The sequence below is a fragment of the Streptomyces sp. NRRL S-37 genome, from assembly GCF_000721605.1.
GTDB lineage: Bacteria > Actinomycetota > Actinomycetes > Streptomycetales > Streptomycetaceae > Streptomyces.
The window spans coordinates 1-14433 of record NZ_JOIZ01000009.1; the positions used below are offsets into that span (position 1 = coordinate 1).

Genomic DNA, 14433 nt, shown 5'->3' on the forward strand with positions numbered 1-14433 from the left:
TACTTCACCCACAAGGCCACGAATCGCTTGCACACATCACGCTCCATCTCCAGCTCGCGAATGCGCTTGTCCTTCTCCCTGGCCTCGGCCCGCAACCGCGTCTCCCCTCCGCGTGCGCGGTAGCGAGTGTCACCCTAGGGTGATCCGGTAGTGCGGCAGTGGCCGTCGAACGGGCGGCCGCCCGTCGATCCGCATCGGGAGTACGTCATGACGTCCGCCACCCAGCACCGCACCCACGAAGCCCATGAGCACCGGCACGAGGAGGGCTGCGGACACGTCGCCGTGCCGCACGGCGACCACGTCGACTACATGCACGACGGACACATCCACCGCGCGCACGACGGGCACGTCGACGAGTGCACGACTGCCGGCCACAGGCCGCACGCGGGTCACGGACACCAGCACGGAAGCGGCTGCGGTCACGTCGCCGTGCCCCACGACGATCATGTCGACTATGTGCACGACGGGCATCGGCACGCCGCTCACGAAGGACACTGGGACGACCACTGAGCCCTCCGGACCGCCGCAGGCGCCGGAGGTTCCGCTGTTCCCCGCCCGACGGTCTCAGCGGCCGCGGATGGCGCGCACACCCCCGATCGCACGGCCGTCGGGAACACGCGCAGGATGCCCCTGCTTCCCTGCGGTCGGGGAACATCTGCACGGACATGACCGTACCGAGGCACGCCCCCCGCTGCCCGTGGCGATCGAGCTCAGCGCTTCTCGTACGGATCCGACGGCTCCGCGACCCGTCGGATGGTGGTGGCATCCAGCACCGGGGGCCAGGCCTCCGATGATCCCAGCTCGCCTTCGGGATGCCAGGCGCCTGTCACCACCACCCACGTGTCGGCCTCCGGTGCGTCCGCGCCGCGGACCTCCACCCGGACCGTCGTGGCGTCGGCCGCGCAGCACGCGACCCGGAGCCGGGTCACGTACCGGGCGCCGCCGTCGCCGTGCGTGACGAACCCGGTCAGCCGGACCGCGCGGCCCTTCAGCGAGTACCCGCTGTCGTAGACGGCGCGGGTACTGAACTCGGCCAGGCTCAGGTCCACCGGGTCCCCGGCGGGCAGGGCGGGGAACGTGCCGACGTTCTCCGCGGCGTGCCGGGCCTCTTCGCGCGCGGCGCTGTAGGAGCCGAGTGCGGGCGGCGGAAAGAGGAGCAGGGCGGTTGCGGGCAACGCGAGCAGCCAGGCGACGCGCGGGCCGCCCGCGGGGGAGTGGAGGTGGCCGTGTCCGTCCTCGGCCGGGTGCGCGCTCCGGTCCGCGGAAGCGGTGCCGTCCCGTGCCGCTCGCGCCGTCAGCGCCGCCCGCGTCGCACCGAGCAGCACCAGCAGCGCCCCGGACGCGACCAGGTAGGGCCGCAGCCCGGCCTGCACGTACCGCAGATACAGGTCGCTGAACAGCGAGATCCGCAGCACCGCGGCGCCGACCAGCAGCAACAGCACGGCGGGACCGTACCGCCTCACAGCGCCCACCACCCCACGAGCACACTGCTCGTCACCGCGACCACCCAGGTCACGGACGAGAACCGGATCGCGAACGCCCGCCCGAACGTGCCGGCCTGAAGCGCGAACAGCTTGAGGTCGACCATCGGGCCGACCACCATGAACGTCAGTTGCGCGGTCGGTCCGAATCTGCTCAGCGACGCCGCCACGAACGCGTCCGCCTCGCTGCACACGCACAGCACCACGGCGAGGAGGGCCAGCAGGAGCACCGATACCCAGGCGGACGCCGTGAAGACGTCCAGCAGCGAACGCGGCACCGCGGTGTTGAAGGTCGCCGCTGCCGCCGACCCCAGTACCAGGAAACCCCCGGCGTGCAGGAAGTCGTGCTGGAGCCCCGCCACGAAGGAGCCCGCGCGGGAGGTGCCGGACCCGGCCGTCGGCGCTCCCGGCAGCCGCAGCCACTCCTTCCTGCCGAAGCATGCCCACAACCAGCCCATGGCGACGGCGGTGACGAGCGAGGCGACGAGCCGGGCCACCACCATCAGCGGCTGACCGGGAAACGCGAGGGACGTGGCGACGAGGACGACGGGATTGATCGCGGGCGCGGAGAGCAGGAACGCGAGCGCGGCGGCCGGAACGACCCCGCGCCGCATCAGGTTGCCGGCCACCGGCACGGACGCGCACTCGCAGCCGGGAAGCACCACACCGGCCGCGCCCGCGACGGGTACGGCGAGAGCCGGGCTGCGCGGCAGCAGCCGGGTGAAGACGCGCTCGGGCACGAACGCGCCTATGGCCGCGGAGACCAGCGCGCCGAGCAGGAGGAAGGGGACACCCTGGACGACGACGGCGGTGAACACGGTCCACCAGGCGGCGACGGGCGGAGTGCAGAGGTCGAGTGCGAGCACCGGCCCGAGGATTCCGGCGACCATGATGATCGTGGCGAGTGCGAACCCGCCGAGGGAGATGTGCACGACCGCCCGCACGACGAGGCGCACGACGTCGGTGAGCCCGCCCCGCCTCTCGGCGTACTTCTGATCGCTCACGCCACTCGCTTCGCCGTACGGCAACACCGACGAGCCGCCCGCGGGAAGCCGCCGGAGCGACGACCGCGCGGTGCCGGACCGGGACACCTTACCGAGGCACCTTCAGCTGCCGGTCCCCAGGGTCTCGGGAGGCCCGACGGACCCGGCTGACGACACATCAGCACCTCGTGCATCTTTCTAGTAATGAAATTCATTTCTGATTACTGTACGGGGCGAACCGTGAGACATCGAGTCTTTGGAGCAGTGATGAGCGACCCCTACGAGCGGTCCGCCGAGTACCTCGACATCCTGATCGCCGAATCGTGGGAGCCGCTGGCTCCGGCACTGGCGGACGTCCTGTCGCGAGTCCGCGCCGCGACCGGGTCCGTGGTGGACCTCGGGGCCGGGTCCGGCCGGGGCGTGCGCGTCATCTGCGACGCGCTGCCGCGGGTGCCGGTGCTCGCCGTCGAACCGTCCGCCGCGATGCGCGCCGTCCTGCTCGCCCGGGTCCACGAGGACGGCGAACTGCGCAAGCGCGTCACGGTGGTTCCCGGCGACTGTGCGAGCGCCGACTGGCCCGACGGTGTGCGGGCCGTGGTGGCCCTGAACATGATCGGTCACCTGCCGCCCGGGCAGAGGCGCGCACTGTGGAGCCGTGCCGCCCGGCAACTCGCCCCGGGCGGGGTGCTGGTGTTCAACCTTGTTCCGCCGTTCGCCCCGGTGGAGGTGGGGCGGGTGCGAATGGCCCGGGTCGTCGTCGGAGAGCTGGAGTACGAGGGCTGGGCGAGCGCGCGTCCCACGGGAGCGGACGAGATCACCTGGCACATGGACTACGGCGTCCTGCGTCAGGGCCGGCCGCTGGACGGGACGTCGGTCGAGTACCGCTGGTGGGTCGCGACGGAGGACGCGTTGGCGGCCGAAGTCGCCCAGGCGGGGCTGGTATTGCGTCGGACCGGCGATGCCGGCCTGGGGCTGTGCGTTCTCGAGCGTGCGAGTGATCCGACATCGCGAGTTGGTTGATCTGATAATCATTTTCAATTAGGTTCGTCGGTGTTCCGCCTCCCCCGGATCCCTCTGCGGGGGAGGCGTCGCCCTGCCCGCCTTTCGACGGAGACCGGATGGACCAGCCTGTGCCGAGCGACGACCTCCTTGCCCGCGTCATCGACTGCATCGCCGAAGTCCTCGGCGCACCACCCCACGAGGTCCCACGGACGACTCCGCTCGCGGCCCTGGGGCTCGAATCGTTCACCGCGGTGCGGCTGAGGCGGAGGATCCGCGAACGCACCGGCCGGGACCTGCCGTTGACCGCCCTTCTGGGCGACGGCGCGACGGCCCGTGCGGTGGCGGACCGCCTGCTCGCCGGTCACACGCCGGAGAAGGCCACCGTTCCCGGGCCCCTCGGCGCCGAGGGCCGTGCGGTGGCGGAACCCGGCGGTGTGCGGAACGGCGGGGAAACGGAGGGGGAGGACTTCCCCCTGACACCCATTCAGGCTTCGTACCTGGCCGGGCGGGCCGAGGGCATGCCGCTGGGCGGAGTGGCCACCTTCTACTACTACGAGTACGACCGCACACCCGGCGACACGGACCCGCTCGTGGACGTGGCCCGGCTGGAAGCCGCCTGGAACCGACTGGTCGATCACCACCCGATGCTGCGCATGACGGTGGACGACCGGGGCCGCCAGCGCATCGCGGCCGCTCCCGGCCCCTACCGGATCGGCGTCACCGATCTGCGGGGCGAGTCCGCCGAACAGGTGAGGGAAACGTTGTCCGCCCAGCGGCGGGAGCGTTCCCACCAGAACCGGCCCACGGAGTCGTGGCCGTTGTTCGACATCCACGCCACACTGCTGCCCGACGGGCGGACCCGGCTGCACGTCGGCGTGGACGTGCTCCTGACCGACCTCACCGGCTGGATGCTGCTGATGCGTCAGTGGGGCCGCCTCGTCGCGGACCTTGGCCACCGGCTTCCCGAGCCGGCAGCCCGGTTCGCCGACCTCCAGCGCGCCCGCTCGAGGGACCCGGAGTGGGCGGCCCGGCGCGCCCGCGACCACGCCTACTGGGCCGAACGAGCCCCCGGGCTGCCGCCGTCGCCGCGGCTGCCCCTGCTGCGCGACCCCGCCGACACCACCCCGCCCCGCTTCGTCCGCTCCGCCGCCGAACTCGACGCCGACACCTGGACCCGGCTACGAGCCCGGTGCACCGAGCACGCGGTCACGCCGACCGCGGCCCTGCTCGCGGCCTTCGCCGTCGTCCTCGGCCGGTGGGGAGCCGGGGAACGGATCTGCCTCAACACCACCCTGTTCGACCGCCCGGAGGACGAGAGCGGCGCTGAGGGGGTGGTCGGCGACTTCACCACCACCGCCCTGGTCGGCACGCCACGCTTCGGCCCCGCCGACTGGAAGGGCTTCGCCGACTACGCCACCGCCGTCAACCACCGCTTCTGGGAGGACCTGGACCACCGGTCCGTGTCCGGTGTCGAGGTGCTCAGGGAACTACGGGGGCAGGACTCGCCGCCGGTGGGAGCCCCCGGCCACCCGGTGGTGTTCACCAGCGGGGTGGGCCTCGCGGGCGCCGGGGAGCCTCCGGCGTCCTGGATCGGACAGGAGGTGTACGGCATCTCCCAGACCCCGCAGGTCCTGCTCGACCACATCGTGTGGGACGAGGGCGGACGCCTCCGCCTGGCCTGGGACGCCGTCGAGGGGGCGTTCCCCGACGGCTGGATACCGGCCCTGCTCGACGCCTTCGTACGCCTGCTCCACACCCTGACGGACCCCGACGCCTGGCACGACACCGCCCTGGGCTGGGACCCGTCCTTCCACCCCGAAAAGCCCCTGGACGCCGTGCCCTTCCCGGACGCGGGCCCCCTGCTGCACGATCCGGTCACCGACGCGGCCCGGCGGCATCCGCGACGGCCCGCCCTGCGCACCTCCTCCACCACCGTCACCCACGCCCGCCTCGCGGACAACGCCGCCGCCACCGCGGCACTGCTGGCCGCGCACGGGGTGGGACCCGGCGACATGGTCGCCGTCGCCTGCGAGAAGGGCACCGCGCAGATCACCGCCGTACTAGGCGTCAGTCTGAGCGGGGCGGGCTACCTGCCGGTCGAACCCTCCTGGCCGGCCGCGCGGATCGCCGCCGTCTGCGAGCGGGCCGGGGTCCGGCACGCGCTGACCGGCCGCGGTGTGAGCACCGACTGGCCCGACGGCGTCACCGTTCACCGCCTGACCGCCGCGGGGCGCCCCGTCCGCACCGCCGCGGGCTCCGCCGCCCCCGTGGCACCGCTCACGGCCCCACGTCCCGAGGACATCGCCTACACCATCTTCACCTCGGGTTCCACCGGCAGCCCCAAGGGTGTGGAGATCGAGCACCGGGCCGCGCGCACGACCGTCGACGACATAGTCGACCGGTTCGCCATCGGTCCCGACGACCGGGTGCTGGCGCTGTCGGCGCTCAGCTTCGACCTGTCCGTGTTCGACATCTACGGCGTCCTCGGCGCCGGCGGCTGTCTGGTGCTGCCCGACCCCGCCCGGCAGCGCGACCCGCAGCACTGGCTCGAACAGGCCGGCCGGCACGGCGTCACCGTGTGGAACACCGCGCCCGCCCTGCTCGAAATGCTCGTCGAGTACGCGGAGATGGAGCCGGAGGAAGCCGCCGGGGCGCTGCGCACCCTGCGCCTGGTGATGCTCTCCGGTGACTGGATCCCCCTGACCCTGCCCGACCGGCTGCGCCGGCTGGCGCCGCAGGCGGAGGTGATGAGCCTGGGCGGAGCCACCGAGGCGTCCATCTGGTCCATCACGTATCCGGTGGAACACATCGATCCGGGATGGCGCAGCATCCCCTACGGCCGGGCACTGCGCGGCCAGAGCTTCTTCGTCCTCGACGAGGACGGCGCGCCCTGCCCGGTGGGCGAGGCGGGGGAGCTGTTCATCGGCGGTGACGGGCTGGCCCGCGGCTACACCGCCGATCCGGTCCAGACCGCCGAGAGGTTCGCCGTCCACCCCGTGCTGGGCCGACGGCTGTACCGCACCGGGGACCTCGGCCGGTGGACCGCCGGAGGCACCATCGAGTTCCTCGGGCGCGTGGACCGGCAGGTGAAGATCCGCGGGCACCGCATCGAACTGGGCGAGGTGGAGGCGGTGCTGGCCCGCCATCCGGCGGTCCGCCAGTGCGTGGTGTCGTCGGTGCGCGGCCCCGACGGACGGCCGCGCCTGGTGGCGCACCTGGCGCCCCGGGGCGCGAGCGAAGCGCCGACCGCCCAGGAGCTGGCGGACGTCCTGCGCGAGCGGCTGCCCGACTACATGGTGCCCAGCCGGTTCGTGATCATGGACCAGCTGCCGGTGACGGCCAACGGCAAGATCGACCACGCGGCGCTGACCGCCGCACCCACCGACGACCGGACCGCCGGTGCCGACGGGCCGGCTCCGGTCGCCGCGGCGAAGGGCGGGTCCACCGCGGCACCGCGTACGGTCCCGGCCGGATCCGCCGCCGAGTCCGCCCCGGGCGGGGACTGGGCCGCCGCCGCGCTGGCCGAGGCGACCGCCCTGGGCCTGGAGGCCGCCGTCGTGGTCCGGCCCGGACGGCTCCGGCCGGACCAGGCGCTGGAGGCGTCGGCCCGATGGCTCCGGCACGTGGCGCGGACCACCGACGGCGAAGCCGCGGTGCCGCTCCTGGGACCCGGAGGACTGGCGGAGGTGGTCTGCCGCCCCCGGGCAGGGGACTTCCCGGCGTCCGCCACGTCCACCGGTCCGGCGCCCGGCGCCCCGGCCCCGGAACGGTACGGCACCGGACCGGGCCAGGTGCCCCGGCATCGCGGGCCGGGCCCGACCGTGCCCGTGGCACCGGCCGTACTGGAGGCTCTGACCGGCATCCTGGCCGACTTCACGGACGTGCCGGTGACGCCCGGCAGCACCTTCAAGGAGCTGGGGGCCACCTCCCTCACCCTGGTCCTCACCCACCGCAGGCTCCGGGAGAGCATCGCGCCCCGGCTCGCACTGGCGGACATGTTCGAGCACCCCACCGTCGCGGCCCTGGCCGCCCGCATCACCGCCCAAAGCGCCCAGGACACCGACCGGGCCGCCACCGCCACCGGCACCGTGACGCCCCCCGTGTCCCGGCAGTCCGAACGGCCCACGCGCAGAACGTCCCGCGTCGCCGCACGCGCCCTGGCCGAGGAGACCACGCGATGACCGAACCGACATCCTCCCGGGGAGACATGCCGGACACGCCCCGGCCCGGCAACGAGTCCGGCGACGACCTGATCGCGGTCACCGCCCTGGACTGCCGGTTCCCCGGAGCCCCCGACACGGCGGCCTACTGGGACCTGCTCGTGGGCGGCCGCAGCGGACTGACCCGGCACGGCGAGCGGGAACTGGCCGAACGCGGCGTCCCGGCGAGGCTGCTGGCCAACCCCGCCCACATACCCGTCAGCGGGGTCATCGACGAACAGGACCGGTTCGATCCCGAGCCGTTCGGCCTGACCGACGCCGAAGCGGCCGTGATGGACCCCCAGCAGAGGCTCTTCCTCGAAGCGTGCCTGCGCGCCCTGGAGAGCGCCGGACACGGCGGCGGTGCCGGCGCGGGCGCTGTGGGCGTCTTCGCCGGCGCCGCCCACAGCGACTACCTCGCCCGCAACCTCGCCGACCGGTACGCCGCCTCCGCCACCGATCCCGTCGGCAGCCTCCAGGCGGCCCTCGCGGGTGTGGCCGACTACCTTCCCCTGCACGTCGCGCACCGCCTCGCGCTCACCGGACCCGCCGTCGCGGTCGGCACCGCGTGCTCGACCTCGCTGGTGGCGGTGCACCTGGCGGCCCAGTCCCTGCTGGCGGGGGAGTGCGACACCGCCCTCGCCGGCGGCGCCTCCCTGATCGTCCCGCAGGGCAGGGGCTACCTCCATGTCCCCGACGGGATCTTCTCCGCCGACGGGCACATACGCACCTTCTCCGCCGAGGGCACCGGCATCGTGCACACCCAGGGCGTCGGTGTGGCCGTACTGCGGCGACTGCGCGACGCCGTCGCCGACGGCGACCCGGTGCTGGCCGTCCTGCACGGCTCCGCCGTCAACAACGACGGCGGCGACCGCACCGGCTTCACCGCTCCCTCGCCGCGCGGACAGGCCCGTGTGGTCTCCGAGGCGCTCGCCGTGGCCGGCCTCACGCCCAGGGACATCACCTACGTCGAGGCCCACGGCACCGCCACCCGCCTCGGCGATGTTGTCGAGGTCGCCGCGCTGCGCCGCGTCTTCGGCGACACCGGCCCGGCCTGGTGCGCCCTGGGTTCGGTCAAGAGCAACATCGGGCACGCCAACTCGGCCGCGGGCATCGCCGGTTTCGCCAAGACCGTCCTCGCCCTGCACCACGGCGTACTGCCGCCCACCCTGGACGCCCTGCCCCTCAACCCCGATCTCGGGCTGGACGACTCGCCCTTCACCGTCGTCCACGAGACCACCGACTGGACCGGGCCCCGGTACGCGGGCGTCAGCTCCTTCGGCATCGGCGGCACCAACTGCCACGTCGTCCTGGGCAGCGCCCCCGTCCGGCCGGAACCGCCCGCCGATCCGCGCCCGCAGCTCGCCCTGCTCAGCGCGCACCGCGACGACGCCCTCGCCCGCCTCGCCGGGGCCGTCGCGACCACCCTGCACACCACCCCGGTCGACCCCGCCGACGCGGCCCACACCCTGCACACCGGCCGCGCGACGCTGCCGTACCGCGCCGCCGCCGTGATCACCGGAACGGCGGAGGCCGACGGCCGAGCCCTGCGCGCCGCCCCGCGGCGCCGTCCCGGCCCCACCCCGCCCCGGATCGTGCTGGCCTTCCCCGGCGGGGGAGCGCAGTACGCGGGCATGGGACGCGAACTGTGCGCAGAGGAAGAGGAGTTCGACCGCACCGTGCGCGAGTGCGCAGGCCTCTTCGACGAAGGGACCGGTACCGGCCTCACCGCGCTGATCACCGCCGACCCGTCCGACGAGCACGCACGCCGGCTGCTGCGCGACCCCGCCCACGGACTGCCCGCCCTGTTCACCGTCTCCCTCGCCGCCGCGCGCACGCTGCGCTCCTGGGGCGTGGAACCGGACGCGGTGGTCGGTCACAGCCTCGGCGAGTACGTGGCCGCCGTGCTGTCCGGCGCCCTGTCCCTGCCCGACGCCGCGACACTGGTGGCGGTCCGCTCACGCGGCATGTCCCGGGCGGCCGGCGGCGGAGTGATGCTGACGGTCCCGCTGACCGAGCGGCAGGCCCTGGCCCTGCTCGCCGACCACCCGGAACTGGATCTGGCCGCCGTCAACGGCCCGCGGTCCTGTGTGGTGTCCGGGCCCTCGCCGGCCGTGGCCGAAGCGGAGCGGGCCCTGACCGCACGCGGCGAGCGCACCGTGCGGCTCTCCCTCGACGCGGCCGCCCACTCGCGCCTGGTCGACCCGGTCCTGCCCGAACTGCGCACGGCCGCCCAGGCCGTCCGGGCGCGTGTTCCCGGCATCCCGCTCGCCACCACCCTCACCGGGAAACTGCTGGACACCGCTCCGGGCGCCGACCACTGGGTGGCGCACCTGCGCTCCACCGTGCGCTTCTCCGACGCCCTGGCCACCGCCCTGGGCGACGGGCCGGCCGTCCTCGTCCAGGCGGGGCCGGGCGGCGCACTGCTCCAACTGGCCCGTCAGCAGGGGCACCGGCAGCTCCTGGCCACCCTGGCCGCCTTCCCGGACCGCGAGCAGCCCGCCGGAGGACGTGCCGCGCTGCTGGCGGCCGCCGGAGAGCTGTGGACGCACGGGGTCCCCCTGGACGCCGCGGCCCTGCACCGCCCGGGACGACGCCGTGTCGTCCTGCCGGGCCTGCCCATGGAGCGCCGCAGACTGTGGATCGATCCGCCGGCCGCCGCACAGCCCAGTACCGTGGCCGGCCTCGGCCACGATGCCGGGCAGGCCGCCCCGGACGAGTCCGAGCCCTTCCACCTGCCCGTCTGGCGGCGCACGCCCCCCGTCGAGGCGGACCGGCCGGCACTGCGGGGCCGCTGGCTCGTGGCCGGCCCTCCCGGCTCGCCCTCGGCCGAGCGGGTGCGCGTCGCGCTCGCCGCCGCCGGGGCCGGCACCGTCACCCTCGACGAGGCGGTCCGGGACCCCGGCACCCCGTGCGAGGGCATCGTCGTGATCGGCCCGTACGGTGACACCGGCGACGACCCGGCCGAAACCGTCAGCGCGTCGGTCCTGCACTACGCGCAGGTGGCGCGGGCCGCCGCCTCCTGGGCGCACCGCACCTGCCTGCTGCACCTGAGCCACAACGCCCAGCAGGTGGAGAGCACCGACCGGCCCGCCGCCCATGCTGCCGCCGGCCTCGCCGTGCCCCGCGTCCTCGCCCAGGAGTTCCCGGGCCTGCGCTGGCGCTCGGTGGACCTGCCGGCCGGCCCGCCGCACGCCGACGACGTACGGACCGTGCCGGCGGAGGCCGCCGACCTGCTGGCGGGAGGCCCGAACGGCATCGAGTGCGCCCTGCGCGGCGGGCACCGCTGGACGCGCGGCATCACCCCCTGGCGGCCGTCCGCACCCGCGCCGGACACGGACGGCCCGGCCGTCACCGACGGCGGGACGGGCACAGCGGTGATCCTCGGCGGACTCGGGGACGTGGGCCTGGCCCTGGCCGGGCACCTGGCCCGCTCCGGACGGCGGGTCGTGGTGACCGGCCGCACCGGGCTCCCCCCGGACCCCGCCCCCGGCAGCACCGAAGCCGAACGGGCGGAGACGATCCGTGTCCTGCGGGACTCCGGCGCCGACATCGAGGTCCGTGCCGCGGACGCCGCGGACACCGCCGCCACGACGGAACTGCTGCGGGAACTGACCGACCGCGACGGCCCGCTGGACCTGGTCGTGCACGCCGCCGGCGTGGTCGCCTCCGCGGCCGTCGCGCCGTTGCGGACCACCGAGGAGCAGGCCGTGCGCGCGCACGCGCACGCCAAGGTCACCGCGGCCCTCGCGCTGCGCGGTGCCGTGCACGGCCTCCCGCCCGGCAGCCGCCCGGCCACCGTCCTGCTGATGTCCTCCGCCACGGCGTTCGTCGGAGGCCTCGGCCTCGCCCCGTACGCCGCCGTCAACCGCTACCTGGACGCCCTCGCCGAGCACGAGCACCACGCGGCCCCGGACGCACCCCGCTGGATCAGCGTGGCCTGGGACGGCTGGCGCGTCGGGCCCGGCCGGAGCGAGCGCACCGTCGCCTCCCGGCACTCGATCGGTCTGGCGGACGGCATGCGCAGCGTGGACCGGTTGCTGGCGCTCGCGGCCGGCGGCCGTGCTCCGGCCTCCGTCGCCGTCTCGCCGGCCGACCTCGCGTCCCGCACCGCGGGCACGCCCACCGTCGTACCCGCCTCGGTCGCACCGGCTCCCGGCGCGCCCGCGGCCGGGCCGCGGGCCGGTGCGGGATTCACCACCGCTGTGGAGACCCTCCTGGCAGAGGTCTGGTCGGACCTGCTGGGCTTCCCCGTCACCGACCGCGACGCCGACTTCTTCGCCCTCGGCGGGCACTCCCTGCTGGCCACCCGGATGCTCGCCCGGCTGCGTGACGACCACGGCGCCGACCTGCGGCTGCAGGACCTGCTCGCCCGGCCCAGCATCGCGGCCCTGGCCCCGATGCTGCCCGGCGGGGAATCCCGGAGTGCTCCCGCCACGCCCCGGACCGGGGGCGGTCCGTCTCCGCAACCCGGTGACGGCCCCCGGGAGTTCCCCCTCACCCGGGTGCAGCACGCCTACTGGGTCGGCGGATCGGGCGGTTACCGCCTCGGCGACGTCCCGTGCTCCTTCCACCTGGAGTACGACTGTCCCGGCCTGGACACCGACCGCTACGAAACGGCGTGGAACGCGGTCGTCGCCCGCCACCCGATGCTGCGCGCGGTCGTCTCACCGGAAGGCCGCAACCGGGTGCTCGGCAAGGTGCCCCCCTACCGGATCCGGGTGCAGGACCTGACGAAGGACGACGACGCCGAGCGCACCCGGAAGCTGGAGCGCGTGCGCACCCGCATGGTGCGCCGCGAACCCCGCCCGGGCCGCTGGCCCCTGGTCGACATCAGGGCCGCCCGACTGCCCGGCGACGTCGTCCGGCTGTTCGTCAACGTGGACGTGCTGGTGTGCGACACCGCCAGCTACCTGATCTGGGACCGCGAACTGCGCACCCTCTACCACGACCCCGACACTCGGCTGCCGCCGCTGGAGACCACCTTCGCGGACTGTGTGGCCGCGCTCGAGCGCCGCGCCGAGGGCCCGGAGCACGCGCGGGCCGCCGCCTACTGGCGGGCCAGGCTGGACGACCTGCCCGGCGCACCCGCGCTGCCCGTCCGGACCGGGAGTCCCGGAGAGCGGCCCCGCTTCGCACGGCGCACCGCCCGTCTGGAGCCGGACCGCTGGAACGCCCTCAAGGCCGAGGCCGCCCGGCGCGGGCTGACCCCCACGGCCGTCCTGCTGGCGGCCTACGGCGAGGCCCTCGCAGAGTGGTCAGGACAGAACCGCTTCGCCGTCACCCTCACCCTCTTCGACCGGCCCGCGGACCTTCCCGGGGCGGACGCCGTGGTCGGTGACTTCACCTCGCTGATGCTGCACGAGGTGGACCGCTCGGACACCCGCTGCTTCGCCGACGCCGCCGTACGGGCCCAGCGCACCCTCTTCGAGGACCTGGACCACCGGGAGTTCTCCGCGCTCGACCTGCTGGCCGAGAAGTCCTCGCGCACCGGCCGCACCGAGTCCGTTCCCGTGGTCTTCACCAGCGCCCTGGGCCTGTCCGGGCCGCTCGGCGGCGGACACGACCTGGACTGGGCGGGCACACCGGTGTACGGCGTGAGCAGCACCCCGCAGACCTGGCTGGACCATCAGGTGATCGAGCAGCACGGGGCGCTCCTGCTCCAGTGGGACGTCCTGGAGAACGCCCTGCCCGCCGACGAGGCGGACGCGGCGTTCGCCGCCTACACCGAGCGGGTGCGCCGGCTGGCCGACGCACCGCGGGCGTGGGACACCGAGGAGCCCCGCACCGCGCCCGCCGCCCCGGCCCGCGAACCGCGGCGGCCGGCACCCACCGCGAGGAAGCGGACCGGTCCCGGCCCGGCCCCCGACACCGACGCGGCCATGCTGCTGCGCGACGGCAACGGCGACCGCCCCCTGTTCCTGATGCACCCCTCCGGAGGGGACGTACTGTGCTACGGCGAACTCGCCCGTCTCCTCACCGACGGCCGGCCCGTCGTGGCCCTCACCGATCCCGCCCTGACCGGCGGCACCGGGCCGCGGACCATCGCCGAGACGGCCGACCGCTACCTCGCGGCGCTGCGCGTCCACCAGCCGCGGGGCCCCTACCTGCTGGGCGGCTGGTCGATGGGCGGCACCGTCGCCCACCAGATGGCCGTGGAACTCCAGCGACGCGGCGAGCGGACCGACCTCCTCGTCCTGATCGACTCCAACACCCCCGACCGCATCCGGGCGTTGGGCGGCACCGACCGCGCCCAGGACACCGCCTTCGCGGCCGTCCGCTACCTGCGCTCGCTGGAGGCGTTCCTCGACCTCGACCTGGACCTCGGCCCGGACGCGGAGACGATCCGCACCGCGCCGGACCCGGCGGCGGTACGCCGGGCCGTCACCGAACGGCTGCGAGCGGCCGGCCTGCTCGGCCCGCGGGACACCGCCGACACCCGCCTCGAGGTATTCGAACGCCACCTGCGGGCGCTGGCCGACCACAGGGCCGGACACCTCACCGACCCGGCCACCCGACTGCTGCTCATCGCCGCGTCCCGTCCCGCGCCGCACAACGCCGGTGTCGGCATGGGCGTCGACGACGCCGCGGACCTGCCCGCCCTCGGCTGGCTGCCGCACGTCAGCGGCCCCGTCGACGCCTACACCGTCGAAGGCCACCACTACTCCCTGCTGCACGACCCCGCGGTCCGGCGGACCGCCGCCCTGATCGACCGGGCCCTGGCCGCCGTACACACCGGCCGGTGAGCCCGGCAGCCACTCCTGCCCC

The 14433-nt window shown here is 74.8% G+C and carries 6 protein-coding genes; 4 read left to right on the plus strand and 2 right to left on the minus strand.

The annotated features are described in order from the left end of the window. Positions 1-207 precede the first annotated feature (207 nt). A complete protein-coding gene (locus IH50_RS39725) occupies positions 208-510 on the plus strand; it encodes a hypothetical protein (RefSeq protein WP_078913979.1) in 303 nt (100 codons plus the stop codon). A 200-nt stretch (positions 511-710) separates the two neighbouring features. Here IH50_RS39725 and IH50_RS0115365 read toward each other — a convergent pair whose 3' ends face one another. Further along, the gene (locus IH50_RS0115365; protein WP_030861582.1) at positions 711-1463 is read right to left on the minus strand and encodes a TIGR03943 family putative permease subunit; all 753 of its coding nucleotides are present in this window, start codon (positions 1461-1463) and stop codon (positions 711-713) included. Then, positions 1460-2485 carry a permease gene (locus IH50_RS0115370; RefSeq protein ID WP_234328165.1) on the minus strand — a complete coding sequence of 342 codons (1026 nt, stop codon included), beginning with the start codon at positions 2483-2485 and terminating at the stop codon, positions 1460-1462. The genes IH50_RS0115365 and IH50_RS0115370 overlap by 4 nt, the downstream gene beginning before the upstream one ends. A 246-nt stretch (positions 2486-2731) precedes the next feature. On the opposite strand from IH50_RS0115370, the gene IH50_RS0115375 reads away from it, so the two are divergent. The 3 genes from IH50_RS0115375 (at position 2732) to IH50_RS0115385 (ending at position 14411) form a co-directional block, all read left to right on the plus strand. After that, a complete protein-coding gene (locus IH50_RS0115375; protein WP_030861584.1) occupies positions 2732-3484 on the plus strand; it encodes a class I SAM-dependent methyltransferase in 753 nt (250 codons plus the stop codon). A gap of 98 nt (positions 3485-3582) precedes the next feature. Continuing rightward, on the plus strand, positions 3583-7647 hold the full coding sequence (locus IH50_RS0115380; protein ID WP_030861585.1) for a non-ribosomal peptide synthetase: 4065 nt from the start codon (positions 3583-3585) through the stop codon (positions 7645-7647). Beyond that, positions 7644-14411 carry a type I polyketide synthase gene (locus tag IH50_RS0115385; RefSeq protein ID WP_199822088.1) on the plus strand — a complete coding sequence of 2256 codons (6768 nt, stop codon included), beginning with the start codon at positions 7644-7646 and terminating at the stop codon, positions 14409-14411. Before IH50_RS0115380 ends, IH50_RS0115385 begins: the two co-directional genes overlap by 4 nt. Positions 14412-14433: the final 22 nt, after the last annotated feature.

What these genes read in the sequence shown, in the direction of transcription:
- IH50_RS0115375 (WP_030861584.1), top strand. Translation starts at nt 2,732, where the DNA reads ATGAGCGACCCCTACGAGCGGTCCGCCGAGTACCTCGACATCCTGATC.
- IH50_RS0115385 (WP_199822088.1), top strand. Translation starts at nt 7,644, where the DNA reads ATGACCGAACCGACATCCTCCCGGGGAGACATGCCGGACACGCCCCGG.
- IH50_RS0115380 (WP_030861585.1), top strand. Translation starts at nt 3,583, where the DNA reads ATGGACCAGCCTGTGCCGAGCGACGACCTCCTTGCCCGCGTCATCGAC.
- IH50_RS39725 (WP_078913979.1), top strand. Translation starts at nt 208, where the DNA reads ATGACGTCCGCCACCCAGCACCGCACCCACGAAGCCCATGAGCACCGG.